Origin of the sequence: Okeania sp. KiyG1 (genome assembly GCF_014132355.1) — a bacterium.
In the GTDB taxonomy this organism is placed as follows: domain Bacteria; phylum Cyanobacteriota; class Cyanobacteriia; order Cyanobacteriales; family Microcoleaceae; genus Okeania.
The window spans coordinates 152,617-176,985 of sequence record NZ_BLZO01000058.1 but is presented as its reverse complement, the minus strand read 5'-3'; the positions used below and the strand labels follow the sequence as shown (position 1 = coordinate 176,985).

14 protein-coding genes are annotated in these 24,369 nt (G+C 36.2%); 6 read left to right on the top strand and 8 right to left on the bottom strand.

What is annotated here, in order from left to right; translation table 11 throughout:
• Positions 1-271: 271 nt before the first annotated feature.
• The gene (locus SAGCYANO_RS11480) at positions 272-2,218 is read right to left on the bottom strand and encodes a hypothetical protein (RefSeq protein ID WP_202220196.1); all 1,947 of its coding nucleotides are present in this window, start codon (positions 2,216-2,218) and stop codon (positions 272-274) included.
• A gap of 119 nt (positions 2,219-2,337) precedes the next feature.
• Between SAGCYANO_RS11480 and SAGCYANO_RS11475 the strand changes: the two genes are divergently transcribed.
• Positions 2,338-3,009, top strand: a complete 672-nt coding sequence (locus SAGCYANO_RS11475) for a hypothetical protein (protein ID WP_202220195.1) — start codon at positions 2,338-2,340, stop codon at positions 3,007-3,009.
• 18 nt (positions 3,010-3,027) lie between these two features.
• Here the strand turns inward: SAGCYANO_RS11475 and SAGCYANO_RS11470 are convergent, their stop codons facing one another.
• The 4 genes from SAGCYANO_RS11470 to SAGCYANO_RS11455 form a co-directional block, all read right to left on the bottom strand.
• Positions 3,028-6,207: a DUF6603 domain-containing protein gene (locus SAGCYANO_RS11470; protein ID WP_202220194.1), complete on the bottom strand. Its 3,180-nt coding sequence runs from the start codon at positions 6,205-6,207 to the stop codon at positions 3,028-3,030.
• Between the two features lie 133 nt (positions 6,208-6,340).
• Complete coding sequence (locus SAGCYANO_RS11465) at positions 6,341-6,826, bottom strand: transposase (protein WP_202220193.1); 486 nt, start codon at positions 6,824-6,826, stop codon at positions 6,341-6,343.
• Positions 6,827-7,218: 392 nt separating this feature from the next.
• Positions 7,219-11,247, bottom strand: a complete 4,029-nt coding sequence (locus SAGCYANO_RS11460; protein WP_202220192.1) for a hypothetical protein — start codon at positions 11,245-11,247, stop codon at positions 7,219-7,221.
• A gap of 678 nt (positions 11,248-11,925) precedes the next feature.
• Positions 11,926-12,690: an ABC transporter ATP-binding protein gene (locus tag SAGCYANO_RS11455; RefSeq protein WP_202220191.1), complete on the bottom strand. Its 765-nt coding sequence runs from the start codon at positions 12,688-12,690 to the stop codon at positions 11,926-11,928.
• A 1,432-nt stretch (positions 12,691-14,122) separates the two neighbouring features.
• Between SAGCYANO_RS11455 and SAGCYANO_RS47500 the strand changes: the two genes are divergently transcribed.
• The 5 genes from SAGCYANO_RS47500 to SAGCYANO_RS11435 all read left to right on the top strand — a co-directional run bounded on the left by SAGCYANO_RS47500 (position 14,123) and on the right by SAGCYANO_RS11435 (position 21,194).
• Positions 14,123-14,254, top strand: a complete 132-nt coding sequence (locus SAGCYANO_RS47500; RefSeq protein WP_255502534.1) for a hypothetical protein — start codon at positions 14,123-14,125, stop codon at positions 14,252-14,254.
• A 527-nt stretch (positions 14,255-14,781) separates the two neighbouring features.
• Positions 14,782-17,055 (top strand): heavy metal translocating P-type ATPase, encoded by a 2,274-nt coding sequence (locus SAGCYANO_RS11450; protein WP_202220249.1) that lies wholly within the window; start codon positions 14,782-14,784, stop codon positions 17,053-17,055.
• Positions 17,056-17,927: 872 nt separating this feature from the next.
• Positions 17,928-18,128, top strand: coding sequence for a ParA family protein (locus tag SAGCYANO_RS11445; RefSeq protein WP_202220190.1), 201 nt, complete (start codon positions 17,928-17,930; stop codon positions 18,126-18,128).
• Between the two features lie 678 nt (positions 18,129-18,806).
• Complete coding sequence (locus SAGCYANO_RS11440; RefSeq protein WP_237396061.1) at positions 18,807-19,466, top strand: ParA family protein; 660 nt, start codon at positions 18,807-18,809, stop codon at positions 19,464-19,466.
• 1,293 nt (positions 19,467-20,759) lie between these two features.
• Positions 20,760-21,194, top strand: coding sequence for a CAAD domain-containing protein (locus tag SAGCYANO_RS11435; protein WP_202220188.1), 435 nt, complete (start codon positions 20,760-20,762; stop codon positions 21,192-21,194).
• 83 nt (positions 21,195-21,277) lie between these two features.
• On the opposite strand, the gene aroA is transcribed toward SAGCYANO_RS11435, so the two are convergent.
• From aroA to SAGCYANO_RS11420, 3 genes are all read right to left on the bottom strand, one after another.
• On the bottom strand, positions 21,278-22,627 hold the full coding sequence (gene aroA / locus SAGCYANO_RS11430) for a 3-phosphoshikimate 1-carboxyvinyltransferase (RefSeq protein ID WP_202220187.1): 1,350 nt from the start codon (positions 22,625-22,627) through the stop codon (positions 21,278-21,280).
• Positions 22,628-22,782: 155 nt separating this feature from the next.
• Positions 22,783-23,052, bottom strand: coding sequence for a hypothetical protein (locus SAGCYANO_RS11425; RefSeq protein WP_202220186.1), 270 nt, complete (start codon positions 23,050-23,052; stop codon positions 22,783-22,785).
• 429 nt (positions 23,053-23,481) lie between these two features.
• Positions 23,482-23,841 (bottom strand): IS200/IS605 family accessory protein TnpB-related protein, encoded by a 360-nt coding sequence (locus SAGCYANO_RS11420; RefSeq protein WP_202220185.1) that lies wholly within the window; start codon positions 23,839-23,841, stop codon positions 23,482-23,484.
• Positions 23,842-24,369: the final 528 nt, after the last annotated feature.

The following is a 24,369-nucleotide window of genomic DNA, read 5'->3' as shown; positions in this document are numbered from 1 at the left end:
ATCCGGTAGCATTGGTATAATTCAGAATTAGGAAAAATTAATATTGTAGGGGCGTTAACGATAGTTATGCGTAAGCTAACGGCCGGAAAGCCCCTACTGACGGTAGAATTATATTACTCTGATTTCTCGGGAACCGTAGCCACCGGATTTGATATTATGTGACCCTTTGTATCAGTTTTATAGAGCAGTAATAGTAGTATGTGCCGTCACAGAGATCGCCAAACCCTACACAAATTTACTGGGGTGTTGAGTTTTGTTGCCTCAACTCAACCTATAAACTACTTAATGTTTTGTACTCACTTACATCTACTTTCATAATGAAGCACAAGGCATAATAACAAGGTCTGTTGTCAAATGATTGATCATCTCCTGCCTCATCAATACTAATACCTGTTGTATTACTTACAGTATACTTTGTCTCGAACTGGTCGTCAGAGATACCAGAACCATGACCTGCCTGGGTGAATCGCATTTTAGGTGAAGAGAATTGATGACTATGACCATCATCTGTAACACCATGACTATGTGAGGGCATTTGCTCGATAGTTAAAGTAACACTATCTGCTCCCCCTTGTTCTTGGAATTGATAGTTAGTTCTTTCTTCATTCTGTCCTACACCGACTATAAATCGACCTCTTAAATCCGGTCTTCCATTCTGACCATCACATAGCTTCCAACCAAAGGGAATGTCATCTTCCATTCCCGACCACATCAAAATCATGCCAGTAAAAACAGCACCATCTCCTTTAATTCTGTAGGCAGTTAATGTATCTACTACCTTAAGATCCGCATCTGAATCTAAGTTCATCAAAGGACTACTTTCATCTTTTACGAAAAATTGAACTGATGATTGATCGCGAGTTTTATCTACATCAGAACGGAAGACCAAAGGACCCGCATTCTTAATTTCAGCTGTATTGCCAATACGCACTTCCTGATCGAATAAAGTCAAAGGACCTTTTTCAATTTGACAAGTAAACTTCCCATCCTTATAATCTTTAACCCTTTTATAATATAAGTAGAGGTTAGTTTCCCCTGTGGGGTGATTCGTAACAATGTTGCTTAAATTAATTAACATTGTTTCTTGAGCAGTTAATATCACATCAGCATTTTGAGGGATAAAACTCCATTGTATTGCTTTTGTTATACCTCCTACTTCTATTGTTTGCACCCCGTTTTGTCGCCATTGCCCCCCTTCAATTTCAACTGAAATATCGTTAAGTTGATCTTCAGTTGCCAATGCCCAAGGAGCCGCTTGTACAGTTCCCACTTCTAACATCACTACTAATTGAGAAGAAAGAGTGATATCAAGATCGTATTGAAAAACGATATTAAGTTTTGGATCGCTAGTAATGTCAGGAGGCTCAGGAGTAGATGGTGGTGGTTCAGGATGATAATCAGGAGGATAATAATCAGGAGGATGTGGAGAGGCTGGATTTGGACCTGGACCTTCAAAAGGGGGAGAAGCCAAACGTGAGCTAGAGGAAAAATTTGTAGTGCTAAGGGTGCCAGGAAGGTTAGTATTAGTAATCCGTAGTTGCAAATTACTCAATTCATTATTAGTATTGAGAACCTTGTTACAGTTTACAAAACCAACAAAGAGAGGGATATTAGATTTTCCAGTTGCTTGTACCATATTTAGTGTTAATGTAGTAGATTTTGCATATTCGTCTTCTTGTCCAGGGAGTCTCCTAGTTATATCGCTAGGATCGCCAATCTCAATAATTCCCTCTTCCAACTGCCAACTAATGGTAACATCAGTAGTCGCGGTGCCTGCTGCCCTTGTTCTTGCCAGGGATCTAGTTGTGCCATCTGTCAATGTTTGAGCAGCTACACCAGTTAAAATAATTTCCATAGCCTCATTAGGTCTGAGGATAGTTTCATCACCTGTCCAAAGCAGATAAAGACTGACAGCATTAGCATCACCCTCGGAACTAATTGACCAATTTTCACTTTCAAGGCTAATACTTTGTGGCTCAACTAAGATACCAGGATTAAAAGCCAATTTAAAGTGATAATTGCTTGAGTCGGCTTCGGTTACTCCATCAATGGGATAGATAGAGATATTTTTATCTTTGAGGTCATTGGCGATATCAATATGAAGAGGTGGAACAGCATCAGTTTTACCCAATAGTAAAACCTGACATATTTCCCCTTCTTCCTCATCTTCATAGCACCAACGAAACCTAAAAGGCATTTCTTTTTCTTCTTCTGCCATTTGAGTTTGCTCCTATTGAAAACAATTATACCTGTTTAACTTTCTTGCTTTTAATTTAAGGAATTATTAATCTTCCTGTGGAACAGGCTTCTAGCCTGTGTTTTTTTTAAGAGGGAACAGTGTTTGCTTCATCCTCATATTTTGATGTGATTGTAATTGTGATTGTGATTGTGATTGTGATTGTGATTGTGATTGTGATTGTGATTGTGATTGTGATTGTGGAACAGGCTTCCAGCCTGTGTTTTTTGGAACTTCCAGCCTGTGTTTTTTGGAACTTCCAGCCTGTGTTTTTTGGAACTTCCAGCCTGTGTTTTTTGGAACTTCCAGCCTGTGTTTTTTGGAACTTCCAGCCTGTGTTTTTTGGAACTTCCAGCCTGTGTTTTTGGAACTTCCAGCCTGTGTTTTTGGAACTTCCAGCCTGTGTTTTTGGAACTTCCAGCCTGTGTTTTTTGGAACTTCCAGCCTGTGTTTTTGGAACTTCCAGCCTGTGTTTTTTGGAACTTCCAGCCTGTGTTTTTGGAACTTCCAGCCTGTGTTTTTGGAACTTCCAGTCTGTGTTTTTGGAACTTCCAGCCTGTGTTTTTGGAACTTCCAGTCTGTGTTTTTTTCAACTTCCAGCCTGTGTTTTTTTCAACTTCCAGCCTGTGTTTTTTTCAACTTCCAGCCTGTGTTTTTTTCAACTTCTAGCCTGTGTTTTTTTCAACTTCCAGTCTGTGTTTTTTGGAACTTCCAGCCTGTGTTTTTTGAACAGGCTAGAAGCCTGTTCCACGGTATTTTTAATTCCACAATGAATAGTTTTTGATGGACTTTTATTTAACCAGAGGGGCAAAAACAAAACCATCAGCGATCGCCTCAGTATCCTCAATATCCACTTCACTTAAATCGTACCCTAAAGATTGCAAAATTTCATCTCTTTGAGAATTATTTCTTAAAGTTTCCTCAACACGTTCAAGTTTTTCCTCATCTGTATTATAAGCAGAATTAGGCACAAATGGATCTAAAGTTTCCCAAATATAGCGATCGTCAACAAGTACAGTATCATAAAGTAAATGTTCCACGCCGATTACATGGGTTTTGCCTGGTTTAGGAGGTTCAGCAGGAGTAATACGCAAACCATAGAACACATTCTCAATGAATTGCTCTGCATTAACTTCTGGGGGTCTTATACGACCCTCTGACATACGGGGTATTCCCCAAGTAGCTGTTGAGGCTAGTTTGGGAATAGCTTCAAATGTAAATTTGTATTCCACATTTTCCTCACGATCCCCTGCTAAATCTTTAACAAGAGTTACCTTATGAGTCGTTTTCAATTGACTACTGCTAATACCCATAGAATTAATACCAAATGCGATATTAGTATCAAAGGATTTTTCTTCATCCCCTGCAAAAACCTGTTTTGATGGAACCAAGCTATCTGTTGACATTTCAAAGGATTTTGGATTAATAACCCACACTTCTTTTTCCTCTGCTCCTTCCCCTACCACAATTTGTTTCAACAAACCATCAATAGCAGTAATACTGCAAACATCCTCTGGCTCTGGTAAAAATGTCTCCTCAAATTCGCTCCATGGAATAGGATTAGGATAAATAGAACTTTGATCCCCAATTTTGATAGTAATAGGAATTATTAAAATTCGGATCTTAAACTTACAACCAAAATCAGGACCCCAAAAATGAATGCCGATGCCTAAACCCACACTAACATTTCCGATTCCTGCACGAACATGAGCATGGAGGTCAATATCATAATGATAAGGTGCCCAACCAAGCAAAAAATCAGCCCCCGCATCAAAACTAGCCCACACGCTACCTGCTTTATAGGCAATAGCAAATAATCCCCCTGCCATTATACCATGACCGCAGAGACTATAATAAATTTGGGCAGTAGTAAAAGCATGATTATCAATTTGCCAAGTCATGCCAATGTGTGGCACATCAGGATAGTGAGGAGGACGTTGAAATCGGGGATGATAGCCTCCTTGGCTAAAGATAAAATCACCAGCACGAGAACCTGCAAACCATAAACCATAAGCAAAACCCCCTGTTAAAACGCAATTGCGACTAAAGATATAAGAATTGGGGGTAAGTTGTCCACGAACCATCAACTCTCCATCCATAGGAGCAAAACGTGCTTCTAGAGCTACTTCCGCTTGAGCAATAGGCTCAAAGCGACCAAGAGTAGTAGGAAGTTGTAAAAGTCCAATACCGATTAAACACAGTTCAAAATCACTCTGACTAATAGCAAAAGTCACTAAACCAAAGCAATCAATAATTTTGAAGCAGGTAAAATCAAGACCCACAGCACCCCAACCACTTCCTTTGAGAGGAGGTATATATTTGTCCAAAAGCTCTAATTGTTCAGTAACGATCGCCTCAGTTTGACTAGGATCTATAGGATCTGGTCCCTCCATTGCTTGATACACAAAAGGAAATTCCTCTAATTTTTCCAGAGGAGGGACAATTAAATCGTAGTTGTAGCCTAATCCTCCAGAAATACCAGTGATGAAGAAGAAAGGCGGTCCACCAATCGGAAAATCACCTGCTAAGTAGATAAACAGAGAAAATTCTCCACTATCAGTATAATCAGCAAAACCGCCAATAGCAGAGAGAGATAAGGCAGATTTACCCCCTTTACCCCTGGTAAATGCTACTGTAGCCGTGCCTAGATATTCATCATAATTGCTCCCTTCCTTAGCCAGGAATGCTCCTGAAATTTCTAAGCCTCGGCAAATTACCTGTAAACCAAAACCATCAAGATTAAACTCAGGATTAAAGGTAGTTAAAGGAGAACTGATAGAAAGGGTATTGACAGAGAGCAATAAGGAAGAATCTTGAATTAGAAATTCAGGGGTGAGGTGTATTTGTCCTTTTTTGTAAACCAAGCCCACTTTTTCAAAGCGAATTGGCCCAAAGGATTTATGAATTTCTAACCAGACACCATTATCAGCTAGGGTAATTAGATTATCATCGCTTGGAGTAGGAGTGGTAGTTGTAGAAGAAGCAACCAGGGAGGATTTTTCACTTTGTACTGTTATGCTGGCACTGCGACCTCCCGGCCTTGTACCACTGCCACTACTTTTAGTACGTTTTAAGTTTAATAACCATGCTTTTATGTAACCCAGAATATCAAAATAAGCAATAATACTTGCTCCCCTATCTAACTCATTAATAGTGGTAGAAGGAGGTTTGATTTTTAATGGGGTATTGAGTTCTTCTAGCAAACCATTGAGAATTCTTAGTTCTTTTTGGGTGTATTTTTGTAATGACACTAAAAATTCAAAAGCGAACTGACTGGAGTACATTTCTTGAGGTAAGAAATCTCCCACTAAAGGAATTCGACTGAAATTAATATTGGCATTAAAACCAATGCTAAACAGCATTTTCTTCCTAGTAATTCCCTGATTATTTACAGTGCTATAAATTCCAAAAAGAACATTTTCCTGAAGATTAAATGCCTCTACAAGTTCTTCAGGGAATAATGATTCTAAACTCGGACAAATTTCCCCAACTAAACTGGCTAAATTAACATTTCCTATATCTTGTTCTTCTTGAATATTTAGCTGTCCAATAACTAATTTAACATTATCGCCCGATGGATCATTTTTAGTTTGATAATATAAATCAAAGATGAGATTAGTACCATCTGACAGAGGAATAGATAAGGAACCACCATATTCACCAGTGTATGCCAAATTGTTGTATTGTATGTCAATCTTGAGGCTACCACTTAATTGTTTAGTGGCATTTCCCTCATCATCTTGATTAATATCTATGGTAACTCCTACAGTAAATTCATAATTACCTTTCACTGAGTCGATTTCTACAGTAGCTTCTGTCAGAGTAAAGATATCAAGAGTAGTTAAATTTACATCATCCTCTGAGATGCCAAATGCGTCGATGATTAAGTTAATAAAGTCCTCTATTGTAGTCAAACTTTCTACTAAATCGACAGTAATATCATTAGGGCCAGTAATATCTGAAATGCTCATTTTTTTAACTCCAAATAAATTGTTTATTGATTATTTAACAAGTTAACTTTTTCTTGTGGAACAGGCTTCCAGCCTGTGATTTGTGATTTGTGATTTGTGATTAATTTAATTAATGTAATTACTATAATTCCTCTCAAATTTGTAAATCTGTCTCTTGCCAGAAAAAAGGGTAATCTTCTGGAGAATCAGACAGTCCTGCTTTAACAGAATTTTGGCGAATATACTCCCACATATTTGTTAATTCTAAGTCATTTCTGACAATGCGATCGTATCTTTCTGATTGCCAAACTTGACCAATGTTGGTCATTATTTTCAGAATTTGTTTAGCACTATAACTTTTGATGCTGTGCATAATACTACTAACAGACCAATATTCCTCTTCTGACTCCTCTTTAACTAGAGGATGTATTAAAATATGAACATGATCTGGCATAACAACTAAAACAAAAACATCATATCGCTTTCTATGAAAGAAAAGACAAGCATCTAAAACAATTTGTCTAGCTGCCGGAGTCAATTCAAGTCTGTTCCAGGTTTTAAAAGTGATGAAATATACAGCTCCATCAAATTCCCAGTGAGGTAAATCTCTTTGTGTAATCTTGAGTTCTTCTTGTGGCATAGGCTTCCAGCCTGTGTGTGTGTCTATGTGTGTGTTTGTGATTATATCTGTGATTGTCTGTGATTGTCTGTAATTGTCTGTGATTGTCTGTAATTGTCTGTGATTGTCTGTAATTGTCTGTGATTGTCTGTGATTGTCTGTGATTGTCTGTAATTGTCTGTGATTGTCTGTGATTGTCTGTGATTGTCTGTGTTTTTATCTCAAATAGGGACCATCTCACAAGAGTTAACTTACAAAAGCTAATTCACAAGAGTTAATTGATAAGAGTTAGCAAGATTCTTAGACTTCAATTGTTATCTATAGGAATGGACAGCCCAGAGGGCTATCCCACAAGAGCTATCCCACAAGAGCTATCCCACAAGAGCTATCACACAAGAGCTATCTCATAAGAGCTAAGAATCTTCTTGATCATAAATTTGACTTAGTTGTAACCAACCTTCAGAAGCCTCCTGCGATCGATAAAAAGTGGCCTTGAAATTAACAGGTTTAATCTTTTCTTTCTCTGACCATTTTTCGTTCTGTAAAGTCAACCAAGACCAAGTACTACCAGGTTCTTCAGGTAAAGGAATAGCAATTCGATTAAAGTGGCCTAGTCGATCGCTATTAGCAATAGTCCTATCTCTGCGATCGGATAAAATAGGAGTAGAAAGGAAATTAACCTCGATCGCCTGTAAAGCATGATTATAATTTTCCGCAGGTAAACGTAATTCCTGATTAGGTAAAACTCCACAAGTAGCATGAACTACCCCCCTCGGATCGATTAACATTGTCACCCCTTGAGGAGGTGCATCTACCGTTTGCTCAAAATATACTAACCCTTCTTTTTCAGTTTGAATCAGGGGATGATTGGCAATACGACTTTGGGGTGCATAAAACATATTGCCCTCATATTCATAATCTCCCTCATCACCTACAGGTTTTTCTCGCCAATATCCCACTAAACCATCATTGAGTTGTTGATAGTCTCCTAAACGGATCGGAATTTTAACCTCTGTAAACCCATAATTAGCTGGTGCTTGTTCCGTACTTTCAATTTTAACTGTAGGGTCGATCGCAGGTAAACCTTTAACTTCTAAACTAAAAGTTGCCCTCACCACAGCAATAGGTCGTCCCACTAACAAAGCTAAAGTAGTATGTTCAGCAAAGCTTTCAGGATCGATGGTAGCTAGAGAATTATCCAGAGTCGAAAGAAAATCTTGTTGAAATTCCTCCCTTTGTTCTAAAATATAGTGAACCAGTTTGCGTAAATGATGATTAGATAAAAGAGGACGGTCATGGGCATCACTCTCTATAGTTACCTCTGGAGCATCACGCCACTTTCCATCCACATCAATTGTTCCCAAACTGAAACCTTGATGGTCATAAATTGCTAGGTTACTATCAAGATTATTAGGAAGAATCCAACCACAAACAGGCGTTCTCGCTGGTGCCTTGGTCATTTCTACCTCTTGAAGGGCATCCGCAGCTAACCAGTGGAAGTTAAGACGGGCAGGTTGAGCCAAACGAGGCGATAATAAAAATTTATTATCAGCACCAGTATTAGGAGGGTCCATACGGTAAGTGGTGACAACCTCAGTAATTACATCATTCGCTTCTACCACTTTTTTGTGTTGTCCAAAACTATCAACTAACCACAATTTGCCAATAGACATCGCCCCACTACGGATAGGATTGAAAATGTCTCCAGTGAGGAATTTGTATTGTAAACTATTACCCAAAGTCCAACGTACTTGTTCATGGAAGATTTTTGCCACTGGATCGTTAGTCAGAGGATCATCCACTTCTAGTTGTAGAGTTGGTTGAGCTAGCAGGAGAGTATCATTTACACCACCTATACACTGAGCCATACATTGTAGGTCTTCCATTTCCTCGTATGCCCATAAGGCTACAAAGATAGGGTCTTGAACTTGTTCTTCTGGAAGCCGATCTCCTATACCTGTTTCTGCATAATACCAATCCCTAACTGCATCAAAATTCTTAGTCAAATAATCTGAAGTTTTATCTGCTTCAGGAATGCTATTAGCAAAATAGTAGTTAGGAAGTAGTTCTTCGTTCAGATAATAGATGATTCGTTCGCTCAAGTCACTACCTACAGTAGGGCTTAATAGGCTAAAACCACTATAAGTATTGCCACTTTCAATAAAACTGCTTTGCTTTCCTGCCTTAAGCTGTAAGTCTATGGCATTTGGTTCTAAACTATAGTTATCAATAATTTGATTGGGGTGATAATCTTGGACTTCACCCTCTTCTTGATCACGACAAGGATAAAAGAGAACTAACCAATGGAAAGCAAAAGGATTCCAAGGTTGTTCATTCCAAGTGATAAAGTTAATTGATTCTCCCTCTCCTTCAGGTTGGAGATTATCAATTTGCTCTTTAAGTTGCTCTAAATTATCAATAATTGTCTTGACATCAAAATCTAAAGGTTGACATTCTAAGTAATCATTTTGATTTAACCGTCCATCTTGCCCAAACCGCAGAGGGGCTTTGGCTGCATCTCCAGTTAATAAAATTGCTGGTTCGTTGGCACGCCAGTAATTTTGACTGACAAATGGTCTGAGATTATATTTAGTAGTTAGTTTTTGGCTGTTGTTAGTGGCGATCGCTTCACTTAAATTATGAATAGCATTGGTGACTTGAACGGCAATTTGAGAGTCAGTGGGAGGAATATAAATATTAAAAATACCCCCTTCTACTTTAACGTCATAAATTTGACCTGAATCTTCTATTTGCCAAGCTTCACCTTCAGTAATAGTTGTAACAGTCGCATTATCAGATAATTTCACCCCACAGTTGTCAAATTCAACCTTTATATCACCCCAGTCATAATTTTCATCAGCAGCTGCTGCTTGAATGAGATCGACGTAATAACTGAAATATTTCTCAGAATAGGCATCATTTAACTGAGATAAAATACCAAAAGGTAAAGCTTTTGCCGTTACTGTAATTGTTACTATGCCATTTTCATCTTTATTTTGGGTAAATTCTAATTCTCCTGCTTTGGCGATCGCTGTCCTTAAAGGGATAAGACTGGTTATATTGATAGTTTCGTAGAAATTTTCACTCTTATCATTCTGCATAAAGTCATACCACTGGCTATACAACTGGCGACGCATAGATTCTATATCTAGCCAAGCCTGATGATATTGCTCTTGAAGACTATTTAGTTCATTGAGTGCTTGAGCCAGTTCTGTCGGTATTCTCTGTTGACTGGGTTTCTTGGAAATCAGTTTCCTTTCTTGAGAAACTTCAGGCAGGATAGTCCAAAGATGGCCATCGTTTTGAGTCCCAAATCCCAATTCATGTTGTCCTTCTAAAAATTTAGGACTAACATCAAGTTTGCGTGACTGCAACTTTTCTAATAGTTGCAAGGCTTGTATTTTGTCTTCAACTTCTTTGCGGATGTTCTTTCCTGTCTCATTGTTTTCAGGGTTGAAAGAATGAGCTAAATAAGCAGCAAGAGCTTCTGGAGCAGAATCAGCTACCGCAATAGTTGGATTGGATAAACTGTTTACCCCATCTATTGCAGAATTACCTGAACCACTAAAAGTTACTCTAGAATGATACAGCGTTCTTTCAGGAAAACCTGGCTCTACTTGCTCTAAATCTAAAGTCCAATTAAACTCTTCTTGCAATAATTCCAGTAATTCTTCATTAGTTTTACCATCATTTTCTGCTAAGAATAATTGTAAAAAATCCTGTTGCTCATCACTGTAATAACCAATTATGTCATATTGCAACCCAGAAGGAGGAGCATTAGTGGTATATTCCGAATCCACCAACCCAAAAACGCTGTAACAATTGGGATAAAATGCGGCAAAGGTAGCTTTAACTTCATCAAATATGGGTATTTTTGCCTTATTCCCAATAGCAGTTAATGCAGATGCATATTCCTTAGTTTCTTCTTCTGACTGCCATTCTCCTAATTCCCAAGTACGTCCCATGTGGCGATAACGTTGGTATTGATAAGTGCTAGGATCTTCAGGATTAACATTAGCCAAATCTGGCGGTTCTATGAGAATATTAATAGCATCAGGAGTTGTACGATCGTCCGGGTCAAGTTCAGGATAGAGATAGTCACTTTCAATAATCCATTGCTTATTTCCTTTATTACCACCTTGGCGTAAAACTAACCAACGGTTAGGTACGCGAGGAAAAATAGTTCCAGTTTCATCATGTTGTCCATTGGTTAGGGTATCTGGTAATGACCAATGGAGATGAATTCCTGCTTTAAGCTGAAAATTTTGGTTAAATAAGGGGGCAAGAATCTGTTCACTGAGATTATCTTGTCCCGAACCATGAGTATCATTTTGATAAATATATGGTAATAGTCTATAATCAGCCATTGTTGTGAGGGCAGGTCGATCACTGTCTAGACATAGGGCATCAACATGGATGGGGACAAGTAGGGTTTTGGTCATATTTGCTCTGGTTTTCTTGTTGAGTAATTAATAAATAATCAGTACAAATTTGGGCGTTGCTGATTCTGGGTATTATGTAAGCTTCCCTAGCCCCCCAAAATTGGGGGGAATAAAACTCTAAAAGTCCCCCAAAATTGGGGGATGCGCGGGGGCTTGGCCAGAACCAAAAAATCGCGCATTCATACTTCAATTCAGCAACGCCCAAATTTGATTCGGCTTTTCTTGAGCCGAGTATCATTGTTTTTTGACTTTTTTGATTTCTTTTCTTTGGGGTGCGCGTTGTAGATACTTTAATCTTAAGTGTTAGTTTCTTTATCCCAATTTAATAATTTTTTAACTATTTTTTAACAATTCAGCTTATAAATCAGCTCTGGCATCCCAGGAGGGGAAGTGTGATGAGTGTGGTCAGAAATTAAAAAATAGACTTGTCGCTTTATAACTTAAAAAATCCCCAAAAACCTTGTTCTGTAAGGATTGTAGCCATTTGAAGACAAAAATGCTTGGAATTATTGCTCTGTCTAGGTTAGAGCGATTTTTTCCTTTATTCTGCAACGACTCTAATATATATCTTCACCATCACGGGAGTAGGGACTTGATATAAAATTCGATTATTCTTGCCTCTAACTTTAGCCGGAGTTACTGACAACTAATAACTTATAATTGATAACTGAAATGACCTTAATAATCTGATACTCCCATCTCCAAATAATTAGAAATTTCCCGACAATAATCATTACATAACTGCGACATTCGGAAATCTTCACTACGAGGATAAGTTACATCAATATTAACATCTGCTACTATCCTACCAGGGCGGGCAGCCATAACAATTACTCGTTGAGATAAATACACCGCTTCATAAATATTGTGAGTGACAAAAACTACAGTCCAATTTCGTTCTTGCCATAATCTTAATAGATCGCTATTCAGTTTACTGCGAGTTATTTCATCTAAAGCTCCAAAAGGTTCATCCATCAAAACAATTCTTGGCTTAGTTACTAATGCTCTAGCAATAGAAACTCGCATCTTCATGCCACCTGATAATTGTCGTGGATAAGAATGTTCAAAACCATCTAATCCTACTAAATTAATTGCTTCTTGTACTATTGTTCGAGATTTTCTGAGAGATTTTCCTGTTAATTTTAGAGGTAAATGTACGTTATCAATAACGTTAGACCAAGGTATTAAAGCTGGTTCTTGAAATACAAAAGCTAATTCATTTTTATTCCGGTCTATATTTGATTCAATTTTTCCTGAACTAACTTCGCTTAATTGTGATATTAATCGCAATACTGTACTTTTTCCACAGCCAGAGGGACCAACAAAAGTTACAAATTTACCATGATTAATTGTAAAGCTTATGTCTTGCAAAGCAATAGTTTGATTAGGATAAATCTTATTTACATTATGAAAGGAAATAGCAGGATTATTAGTATTATTCATATCAAGTCCTAATCTTATGGTGCTTTATTACTTTTTTAAGTCTAACATAAATCTCAATGATTTTTATGGAATAAAAATGCTTCTTTGTGTGAAGTGGGAGTAGCGATCACCATTCTGAAGGTAAGTATTTAGAACATTTTTTTATAATAGTAAAATACTATTTTATTTTTAGATTAATTTCTGTTACTTAGTAAGCATTCAGCAGTCAGCTTTATTACCTTTGGTGGACAATTTAAGCTCGTTTTTCTTGTGTTTAAATTCTTTGTTTAAAAATGCACTAGAAGTTAAATAAAATACTTTATTTATTCATTTTTATTGCTGTTTGTGTAGCATTATGCACCGAATAGCTGACTGCTAATAGCTGAATGCTTACGTTATTTAGGGAATATAAAATCAATATATTTGTGTATTTTAGCAGTGAACATAAAAATAGTTTTTTCTACCTATAAACTGACTATCAAATAGAAGTAGTTATACCAATTTCATAAAATACTGCTACAGTCACAACACAGGGAACAGGGAACAGGGAAATAAAAACATAATAAAAAGAGAAAAAAGGTTTAATTTTTAGAATTTATGAAATTTAATTTTTTTTATTTTAGTAATAAATCACAAATTAAGATGTAACTATCTTTTTGAATTTGATATTACAAATTCAAGAATTAAGAATTAAGAATTAAGAATTTAGAACTAGACAGTGCAAAGTTCTTGGAATAACTATTGCTAGCTAACACTTTCAGCGATCTAAAGGTTAAAAACTCTTTATTCATAGCTGTAAGTACTGCAAGCCTTTTCCAGTAAGACTTTCAGTCTTCAAAACAAATCATTTTTTTGCATAACTTTGTACTCTCCAGTTTAGAATTACCTTTCCTTTAAAACGGATAGGATTGACTCAAAGGAAATTTTTTCTTCTCTTGGTCGATGGTCGGACAGCGAGGAAACCCGCTCTTATCAGAGCCGCTCCGAATTGCGCCATCCCACCCTACGGGAAACTGCGCTACGACCGCTTTTTTCCCCTTAAAAGACTATGCTTTATAAACATCTTTCTTAACACAAAACGTAGACATTATAGACAAATTATGTTCGAGACTTTAAAAGTCTTTTTCTAGAGAGAAAATGTATTTAAAAGTACATTAATTTTGAATATTTAAATAGTTTTACTTAGATACTATGACTATTTCTCCCTTCTCCCCTGCTCCCCTTCTCCCCTTCTCTCCGTATCCCCGTGTCTGGTGCGTCTCCGTGTCCTCGTGTCTGAGGAGTTCCTTATAAGGGATAGCTTAAAAGGGGAGGCTTTATAGCACAATTTTCGGTAATTGATTACCGACTCTAATTTTATGTAAATTTTGTAGTAAAAATTTTTCAATACCTTGTTCTATATTTTAGCCAACTGATTTCATATTAAATTTATATTGTAAGTGGTAATATCAATATGTTAGAGAATACAAAAATATTAGAAAACATAGAAATTGCCCTAAAAAATCATGGAAAAATGCAAAAATTATGGCAAATATCACCCTTGAACAAAACAGAAAATGATGAGTATTTTTTATTCAAGAGGTAAACTGGTTCATTAATGGATAATTGATAATTACCTCGGGTTTTAACCGTTACGGAATTGAATATAAGGAAATAGTATTAATGGATAATTGATAATGGATAATTGATAATTACCTCGGGTTTTAACCGTTACGGAATTGAATATAAGGAAATAGTATTAATGGATAATGGATAATGGATAATTGATAATTACCTCGGGTTTTAACCGTTACGGAATTGAATATAAGGAAATAGTATTAATGGATAATGGATAGTAGATAATGGATAATGAAATAATTCTCGCGCCTCTCTAACTCTTTAATTATCAATTATCAATTGTCAATTATCCATTAGTAAAGGAGGCTTCAAGGCGCGAATTATTTAATTATTAATAATTAATAATTGGGTAATAATCGGACTATAAATCTTCATCAGATAATTAACCCACTAGAAAGAAAAGAAAATCAGAAGAATTTTAACGCTCTATAAGTTTGAACTGTATAACATTAGATAAAAGAGTTAATCTCCCTTACAAATATTGAGGCTGTTGTGATGGAAACTATTCGTATTCGTCTACAGGGAATGAGTTGCGCTTCTTGTGCCAATAGAGTTGAAAAAGCCATTAAAGAAGTATCAGGAGTCATTGAATGTAATGTTAATTTTGCCCTCTCTCAAGCTACAGTTTCTTATAATTCTCAAAAAACTAATTTAACTTATATTCAAGAATCTGTAAGAGAAGCTGGTTATTATGCTTTTGCCGAATCTGAACAAGAAGAAGATACTGAAAAAAAAGCTAGGGAAGCTGAAGAAAAAGAGTTAACCCGTAAAGTTATTTTGGGGGGAATTATTAGTAGTTTTTTATTTATTGGTTCCCTACCTGCCATGACAGGATTACATATTCCTTTTCTTCCTAGTTGGCTGCATAATTATTGGCTACAATTATTTTTAAGTTTACCTGTACAGTTATGGTGCGGTAAAAGCTTTTTTGTCGGAGCATTTAAAGCATTTAAACATCAGACTGCGGATATGAATACTTTAGTTGCTTTAGGAACAGGTGCTGCTTATTTATATTCTTTATTTGCTACTTTTAACTCGAACTTCTTTATTACTCAAGGCTTAAAACCCGAAGTATATTATGAAGCTTCATCAGTTATTATTACCCTTCTCCTGTTAGGAAAATTATTGGAAAATCGTGCTAGGGGAAAAACTTCAGAAGCTATTCATAAATTAATGGGTTTACAAGCAAAAACCGCTAGAGTTATTCGTAGTGGAAAAGAAAGCGATATTCCCATTCAACAAGTTGTAGTAGGAGATGTAATTTTAGTCCGCCCTGGGGAAAAAATTCCTGTAGATGGAGCAGTTGTAGAAGGAGAATCTTCTATTGATGAATCTATGGTGACAGGTGAACCTATTCCTGTGAAAAAACAAGTAGGAGATGAGGTAATTGGAGCCACAATTAATAAAACAGGAAGTTTCAAATTTCAAGCCACAAAAATTGGTAAAGATACAGTATTAGCCCAAATTGTACAGTTAGTAAAAGATGCTCAAGGCAGTAAGGCACCTATTCAAAAATTAGCAGATAAAATAACTGGATGGTTTGTGCCTGTAGTAATTGCTATTGCTATTTTTACCTTTATTATTTGGTTTACTACTATAGGAAATATGACTTTTGCCATGATTACTACGGTAGGGGTTTTAATTATTGCTTGTCCTTGTGCCCTGGGTTTAGCTACTCCCACTTCAATTATGGTTGGTACTGGGAAAGGAGCAGAAAATGGAGTTTTAATTAAAGGTGCAGATAGCTTAGAATTAGCACATAAATTAACTACTATTGTTTGTGATAAAACTGGAACAATTACCCAAGGCAAACCTAGTGTTACTAACTATATTACGGTTAAAGGTGTCACTAATAATAATGAAATTGAACTATTAGCAATAGCTGCTGCTTTAGAAAAAAATTCAGAACATCCTTTAGCGGAAGCTGTAGTTAATTATGCTCAATCTCAAGGAGTACAAAATCCTCTGGCTGAAGTGACTAATTTTGAAGCTGTAGCAGGAATGGGAGTACAGGGAAATGTATCAGGAAAGTTGGTACAAATTGGTACACAAAGATGGATGGATGAGTTGAAAATTGATACTCAAACTTTACAATCAAATCTTCAACAATGGGAAAGTGAAGCAAAAACTACTGCCTTAATAGCTATTAATGGAAAAATTGAAGGCTTAATTGGAATTGCTGATGCAATTAAACCATCTTCTGGGGATGCAGTTAAAGCTCTACAAAAAATGGGATTAGAAGTAGTAATGTTAACAGGAGATAATCAAAAAACAGCAGAAGCGATCGCCTCTGAAGTTGGTATTAAAAGAATTTTTGCTGAAGTACGTCCTGACCAAAAAGCTAGTATTATTCAATCTATTCAACAAGAAAGAAATAGTTCAAAACAAAAACATAAAATCGTCGCGATGGTAGGAGATGGAATTAATGATGCTCCAGCATTAGCTCAAGCAGATGTAGGAATTGCTATTGGTACAGGTACAGATGTGGCAATGTCAGCTAGCGATTTAACTTTAATTTCTGGAGATTTATGGGGAATTGTTACGGCAATTCAACTCAGTCATGCCACCATGAAAAATATTCGTCAAAATCTATTTTTTGCTTATATTTATAATGTTTTGAGTATTCCTATTGCTGCAGGTATTTTATATCCCTTTTTTGGTTGGTTATTAAATCCAATGATTGCTGGAGCAGCTATGGCTTTTAGTTCGGTTTCTGTAGTAAGTAATGCTTTGCGTTTAAGGAAGTTTAGACCCAAAGTTAATCTATAGATAGATCCTAAATGGGTTCTATTAAGCATCTCCTTCATGCATAGGGAGTAGGGAGTAGGGAGTAGGGAACCCACCCCTAACCCCTCCCAGGAGGGGAAAGAATTGATGAATAATAGTGCAATAATTTATTTTATTTTTGATTATTGGAAATATCTATAACTATACTATATAAATTAAATATCAATATCCTAATACCAAATTCAAAAAAGGCAGTTACATCTTAATTTCTGATTTATTCCTAAAAGAAAAATTATAAATCCCATAAATTATAAAATTTCCACCTTTTTTCCTCTTTAATATTTATGTTTTTCTTTCCCTGTTCCCTGTTCCCTGTTCCCTGTGTCTTCACTGTAGTAGACTGACACACATTAGATGGGGGATGGGGGGATGGGGAGATTGGGAGATAAAGACACCTAGAAACAAAAATCTATTGCACAGTTTTAGCTGTGTCGGTCCAGTAGCAATATTTTATAAATTGGTATAACTTATGACTTCTGAATTATTAGTCAAAAACCCCTACCTTTGTAAAGATACGGTTAGGGGTTCTATAGAAATATAGTAGTTTCAACAATTAATAATTAATAATTAATAATTACCTCTTATTTTCAAGGGGAGGATTTACGCTTAAGGAAATTTTTTCTCTCTTGGTCGATTGGATATGGCGAGGAAACCCGCTCTTGACAGAGCCGCTCCGAATGGCGCCATCCCTCAACCGCTTGTTTCTCCTTGAAAGGAGAAGCTTTAAACCTTAATTATTCGGCAATGAAAATTTTGAAAGAATTTCAAGGTTTTTAGAGCTTAATTTGCCAAAATATCTATTATTTTTTATAGTATACGGTACTGATTTAGTATAAATTGACGAGCAAGTATTTATGTCGATAAAAGTTTATGCTTTTTATAATAATAAAGGTGGTGTTGGTAAAACAACTTTATGTTCTAATGCTTCAATATTGTATGCTGAAAATAATCCAGAGGCACAAATTTTAGTTATTGATATGTGTCCTCAAGCTAACATTTATCAATTTTTACTTGGAGGTGGAAAAAAAGGATATGAGAATAATCAAAATTTGTAAGTAGGGCTTGCTGATTAAATCTAAAAGCATTTACATATAAAGACAAGTGCCTTTTTATGGTCGAAAAAAGTGCGCCTGTTTCAGTCTAAAACGCCCAAAAAATTAGTATTTTACGCAAGAGTTGGGCAGAAAAATAAAGGTACAATTCTTACTCTTACCGAAGAATTAATAATTATTAATTATTAATTAAATAATTCTGGTTAAAAGCCTCCCCTTTCAAGGGAAAAAAGCGGTCGAGAGATGGCGAGGTCTCCTCGCCATATCTAATCGACCAAGAGAATAAATAATATTTCCTTATATTCAATCAAGAACGGTTTTAACCAGAGGTAATTATCCATTATCCATTATCGATTATCCATTAATGAACTCCTCTAAATTCCCATTTATCCTGTCTGCTTTCTCCTGTTTCCTACCCCTACTAAAATACTTTTTCACCAAACCCTAAGTAGCTTACTCAAGACGTAATGTAGTAGGATTTGTTGATTGGATTTTGAAAGGTAATTCTGAATTTAAATCATTACCAAAAATTCTAGTTATACAGTAAAAGCTTCACTCTATAATGACTCTATTCCAGAAAATCTGTATTTAATCGCTGGTGATTCTTTTTTATAATCTTTGTCCTTAGCTCTTAATTATTCTGTACTTAATCCAGCAAATATTACTGCATGGAAAAATCATATGACAGCAATTAAAAGATTATGTCAAAGTGAGTTTGACAATATAAAAAACAAAGAAAAATATAAAAAATTAGTTGTTTTCATAGATTGTCACCCTAGTTTTTCCATCTATACACAGATGGCGTTACTTTCTTCTGATTATTTAATAATTCCTATGATGGCTGATTTTACTTCATTAGAAGGAATTAAAGGAATTTTAATGCTGCTTTATGAACAATATCCTTCAGAATTTCTCAAAAGATATGCAAGTAATATTATCACCTTTAATAAACAAGTTAAGCAATTCGAGCTTAAATCACCTAAAATCAAACAATTTGTTTTTAACAATTACACGAGCAATAAAGGTGTAGCTAATGCTTATAATTCTATCAAACAAGAATTAATCAATTTTTGCTATGAACAATATCAAAGTTTTCCTCAATATTTTACTAAGAATGATAATTCATTAGATTCTCTCATTACATGGCAAAATGCCTATGTTACCGATGTCAAAGATTTTCATTCTTCAGGAAAAGTCTCTGCATCTCTTGGCACTCCTTTACATCAACTTCCTGCTCAAGGGCAAAAATTTAAAATGCCAGATGGAGAACAAATTACTTTAGCTAAACATAGATATGAAGAAGCTATCGAAAATCTCAAATCTTTAGTCTCAAAATTATAACTTTCATATCAATCTTATAGAGAACTGAAACATCTAAATTAGTGTTTAGTAATTGTTAAATACTTCCATCAAAATCATTCAGAAATTATCACTAATTTTAGGTCATTGGGGTGGGGTCTCGGGTCGGTTCATCTAAATTTAATGTTGAGCAAGATGAAGAAGAACAAGGATATATATGTTTTAATTTCTCCCACACTCCCCAAATTCCCCTCCTGGGAGGGTTATACCAATTTAAAAAAGAATGCTATATTTAAATGACACTTCAATTATTAAGTAATTAACACAGACTGAATATTTTTTTGATAATTATTAGCCAGTTATTGTTAATTATTCTTATTTTTACCGAATAATTAAGGTTTAAAGCCTCTCCTTTTAAGGAGAAACAAGAAAAATTTTCCTTTGATTCAATCCTCTTCCTTTTAGGGAGAGGTAATTATCAATTATCCATTATCAATTATCAATTATTGAACTCTCCCTGTACGGACGCCCTTATGCAACGTCCCTACCCACTCCCCTACTCCCCCGCAATGCGAAAATGTAGTAAACATTTATCAAATTGGTATTAGGGGTGGGTCCCCATTTGCCCACACTCCCCGTGCTTTCTTTACCATTACTATGCACCACTACCATCCTGTATAGTAATAGAGTATAGGGACTAAAACATTCACCACATCGTTACCGACATCATGACAATGTACCACTACCAACTATTTAATATATGAAAACTATGAATATAATTTTAGAAGTTAAATAAGTAGCTCAAATTAAAACAGAAAATAGTTGTGGAAAAGAAATAGTAAATTTTGAACAAATCTTACTTCAATAGAACTCTGCATAAAAGATATTTGGCGTAGATATTTAAAAAAATCCTGAAGCTAAGAAAATAAAAGTATCAAACCTATTTTTTGTGACTCAGACTCGATACTAATGGCCTTAAGAATATGGACTACTCAGGCTTCTTCTCCAATATTATTCTCTAACATAGGAGTGTTAGAACTTTTTTTCTTTACTTTCAATACTTACTCTTAAATTTTTATAACTTGGTGTGTTACATTTCCTTATGCGAAATTTAGGATTGAAGATTTGTAGAAATAATTATAGACCTCTAAATATGCAAAATCCATATATTATTATTCTTGCAATGTCAGATTTTCTGGTAATGGTCCATGTTTGAAAAATCAAGATAACTAACTTTGAGTTAAGAGTAGGTCATATCCTCTAAAACTCTGGAATACTGACCGTAATATCCACTCAAACGCTTATCATAAATAATTGAAGGGACATCATTAAATTATGCAACAAGAAAAAGATACTACAAAAGAAGTAGAAGTAGGAGTAAATCCTACAGAACCAGGTTCTCTAACTACAGTATCTAATCCTGAGCCTGAAGAAACATCCGATCAATTCCAAGGTATTAAAAACCAAATCTTGGAAATTTTATCAGAACTACCAGCTATTATCTCTGGCTTCTTTGCACAATATCAGAAACCGATAGTTACTCTCGGTTTGATTTTAGGACTCATTGTTACTCTAAAAGTAATGTTGGCAGTAATTGAATCATTAAATGACATCCCACTGCTAGCTCCAACTTTTGAGTTAATTGGTATTATCTATTCTGGCTGGTTTATATATCGCTATCTACTTCGTGCTTCTAACCGCCAGGAGTTATCAGTAGAGCTTCAAGCTTGGAAAGAACAACTTTTAGGAGATAAATCATCAAGTAAATAAAAAAGTCTCAACCACTAGACATTGGTTAATAATTTGAAAATTCATTTTAAATAAATTAACCAATGTCTAAATTTTAGCTGCTTTTATGAACTACAAATTTGTTGCATAGTAGCAGTAAAATTAGGATAAGAAATGCTTGCAGCTTCAGCCTGATGAATATTGGTAGTACCAGTAGCATTAAGAGCAGCGATCGCCAAACTCATAGCAACTCTATGATCCCCATAACTCTCAACATCTGCACCAGTCAAGGCCACACCACCAGTAATTTCCAACCCATCAGGTAATTCTGTCACCTTAGCTCCCAGTTTTTGGAGTTGAGTGGCCATAGCCATCAAGCGATCGCTTTCTTTTACCCGCAACTCAGCCGCATCCTTAATCACAGTCGTCCCCTCAGCAAACATAGCAGCAACTGCCAAAATAGGAATTTCATCAATTAGTCGTGGAATTATCGCACCAGAAATTTCACAAGCTTTCAAAGGACTGTAACATACTCGTAAATCAGCCACAGGTTCTCCTGCAACAACTCGCTGATTTTCCTGTATAATATTAGCCTCCATCATTTCCAAAGCTTCTAATATACCTGTACGAGTAGGGTTAACACCAACATTTTCAATTACCAATTCCGATCCAGGCACAATAGCTCCTGCAACTAACCAAAAAGCTGCCGAACTAATATCACCAGGCACAACCACATCCTGACCCCGCAATTTAGCTGGGCCATTCACAGTAACACTATTTGTTTCTGGATCAATACTAACTTGAGCGCCAAAAGCTTGCAACATTCTTTCACTATGGTCTCGTGAAAGAGCAGGTTCTGTCACCGTAGTTTTCCCCTCCGTCATTAAACCAGCAAACAAAATACAAGATTTTACCTGAGCTGAAGCAATGGGAGAATGATAATGGATCGGTCGTAACTTTTGTCCCTGAATTGCCAGTGGGGCTAAAGAGCCACCTTTTCTACCCCAGATTTGAGCCCCCATTTGTGTCAGAGGTCCAATCACACGGGACATGGGACGCTGAACCAGGGAACTATCTCCAGTAACAGTAAAAAAACGTTCGGGATGGGACGCCAAAATCCCCAACATTAGTCGCATTGTAGTGCCAGAATTACCACAGTCTAAAACCTGAGATGGTTCTGTGAGATTATCTAGTCCCACCCCCTGAACTTCCACCAAGTCTGTATTCAGTTGAGAAATATTGGCCCCAAGTAGTGAAAAACATTGAGCAGTGCTGCGGGGATCTTCCCCTAAGAGTAAGCCTTTTATAGTAGTTTTCCCTTGAGCGATCGCTCCCAGCATAAGAGACCGATGAGAAATTGATTTATCTCCAGGAATTGAAATGTTACCTTTGAGGGACAGACCCGATGGTGGTCTTTGAATTATCAAAACTTCTTGACTATTTGTAATTTTTGTAGTAATTACAGCAGCTATCATAAAATTAACTATAAATTTGCACAGCCACAATTTTATAGGAGTCTGGGAAGAGTGAGGAGCTAAATAGGGTCTGCTGAAAAAATTTGGTTGTGCAGAGCGTAAAGTGTGGGATAAGTAAGTAGTGCTGGCCAATATAATCTAAAAGCACTGAGATATCAAGGTTGAGCGCATTTTTGTCGCGAAGGGGGTGCAAATTTTTCAGCCTTTAAGACTAAAAAGTTAGGACGGGTGAGAGACACTTCCCAAAAAGATACAGGTACAATTATTCCTCCTACTTTCGAGCGTCTTCCCACAGGAACCAACTTCCCACCCTTCCCACACTTCCTTGACGCACTACCAAAAATTTGTTGGTGGGGGTAGGACACGGGGACGCACCAGACACGGGGACGCACCAGATGTGGGGAACAGACAACGGTTTCGGCCATTTTATGTGAAGAAATTTTCTTGAATTTCAGCAGAAAATTTCAGTAAATTGATGCCAATAAGAGCCATAAACTAGGAGATAAACTGAATATAAAAAGCTCCATTACCGTAAGTTATCCTGACTTTTAGCTTTATTCAGCGAACCCTAAATAGTTCATAAAAATATAGTCACATAAGACATATCCTTCGGATCGAAGGTGTTACCTTGACGCTCGTGTTAGCGTTTGCGTAGCATGACAAAGGTCAAGCTCCTCCAAAGGAGGCACCACAACACCACGCCAGTTGCTTTAAGTCGGGGGACCCGCAAGGGTGCACTTGCTCCTCTATCCCATGGTCATTTCAGTTATCAGTTATCAGTTATCAGTTGTCAGTTGTCAAAGACAAAAGGGAGCTGCTTTTCTCGCATTGGTTCAAAGAACCGTTCACGCACCTCATTGATTAATCCAATGCTTGCGGTACGATACAAACCTATGCATGATTCTTTTTCCTGAGAAAGTGACTTGATTATTCTGACCTTTCTTGTAAACTGGAATCAAATCATTATCTATAAAACTTGCTTTTGACCTATAAGATTCTTCTGTAAGAATTACATCTATCCCTACCATCTTGGCTTTATAAGATAACATTTCTATTAACCTGTTATAGGGAACACAGACAAAATATGAAATGTTTCTTTTTCCTAAATTAATCTTCTGCTTCCAGTTTTCATTGTGCCCAATTATCAATGATCGTATTTTCTCATTAATCAGGGTATCAATAATCAAATGAGATGCAATACGCAAGATAGTCATTTATGAGCAAATTCTCTTTTATTAGAAAGCTTTTTCAGTCTCAGGTTCGATAGATTTTCTCTGAACAGAGCTTGAATACTGCCTCTAACTTTATTATAGTATTGATTGATTGATTGATTGATTTTAATGGTCTGCAATTTATTACTATTGGGTTTGATGCTGGCTTGATTAAAGGTTAATGTAGCTAATACCAATTTGAAAAAAGAATGCTATGAAAAGTGCCACTCTATCATATATGCTTAAAAATAGTGATTATCGTGGATTTTAGATAGTTATTTATATTGTTTTTACCTTTTTTCAATTTTTCCTTCTTCTTCCTTCTTCCTTCTTCCTTCTTTCGTACGGACTTTGCATGCAACTATTTGTAACAAACACTTATCAAATTGGTATAAGTTGTTTAATCCAAGGTTAATACTTGCACAACAATTTTTCTCTAGTTAGTATTGTTTTTCCGTCGCTTCATAAATGACCTCAATTACATAATGGTTAAGTTTAGGGACTAGATTAACTTGTTTAATTTGTGAAGTA

What these genes read in the sequence shown, in the direction of transcription:
- SAGCYANO_RS11480 (WP_202220196.1), bottom strand. Translation starts at nt 2,218, where the DNA reads ATGGCAGAAGAAGAAAAAGAAATGCCTTTTAGGTTTCGTTGGTGCTAT.
- SAGCYANO_RS11470 (WP_202220194.1), bottom strand. Translation starts at nt 6,207, where the DNA reads ATGAGCATTTCAGATATTACTGGCCCTAATGATATTACTGTCGATTTA.
- SAGCYANO_RS11465 (WP_202220193.1), bottom strand. Translation starts at nt 6,826, where the DNA reads ATGCCACAAGAAGAACTCAAGATTACACAAAGAGATTTACCTCACTGG.
- SAGCYANO_RS11460 (WP_202220192.1), bottom strand. Translation starts at nt 11,247, where the DNA reads ATGACCAAAACCCTACTTGTCCCCATCCATGTTGATGCCCTATGTCTA.
- SAGCYANO_RS11455 (WP_202220191.1), bottom strand. Translation starts at nt 12,690, where the DNA reads ATGAATAATACTAATAATCCTGCTATTTCCTTTCATAATGTAAATAAG.
- SAGCYANO_RS47500 (WP_255502534.1), top strand. Translation starts at nt 14,123, where the DNA reads ATGTTAGAGAATACAAAAATATTAGAAAACATAGAAATTGCCCTAAAA.
- SAGCYANO_RS11450 (WP_202220249.1), top strand. Translation starts at nt 14,782, where the DNA reads ATGGAAACTATTCGTATTCGTCTACAGGGAATGAGTTGCGCTTCTTGT.
- SAGCYANO_RS11445 (WP_202220190.1), top strand. Translation starts at nt 17,928, where the DNA reads ATGTCGATAAAAGTTTATGCTTTTTATAATAATAAAGGTGGTGTTGGT.
- SAGCYANO_RS11440 (WP_237396061.1), top strand. Translation starts at nt 18,807, where the DNA reads ATGACAGCAATTAAAAGATTATGTCAAAGTGAGTTTGACAATATAAAA.
- SAGCYANO_RS11435 (WP_202220188.1), top strand. Translation starts at nt 20,760, where the DNA reads ATGCAACAAGAAAAAGATACTACAAAAGAAGTAGAAGTAGGAGTAAAT.
- aroA (WP_202220187.1), bottom strand. Translation starts at nt 22,627, where the DNA reads ATGATAGCTGCTGTAATTACTACAAAAATTACAAATAGTCAAGAAGTT.
- SAGCYANO_RS11425 (WP_202220186.1), bottom strand. Translation starts at nt 23,052, where the DNA reads ATGGCCGAAACCGTTGTCTGTTCCCCACATCTGGTGCGTCCCCGTGTC.
- SAGCYANO_RS11420 (WP_202220185.1), bottom strand. Translation starts at nt 23,841, where the DNA reads ATGACTATCTTGCGTATTGCATCTCATTTGATTATTGATACCCTGATT.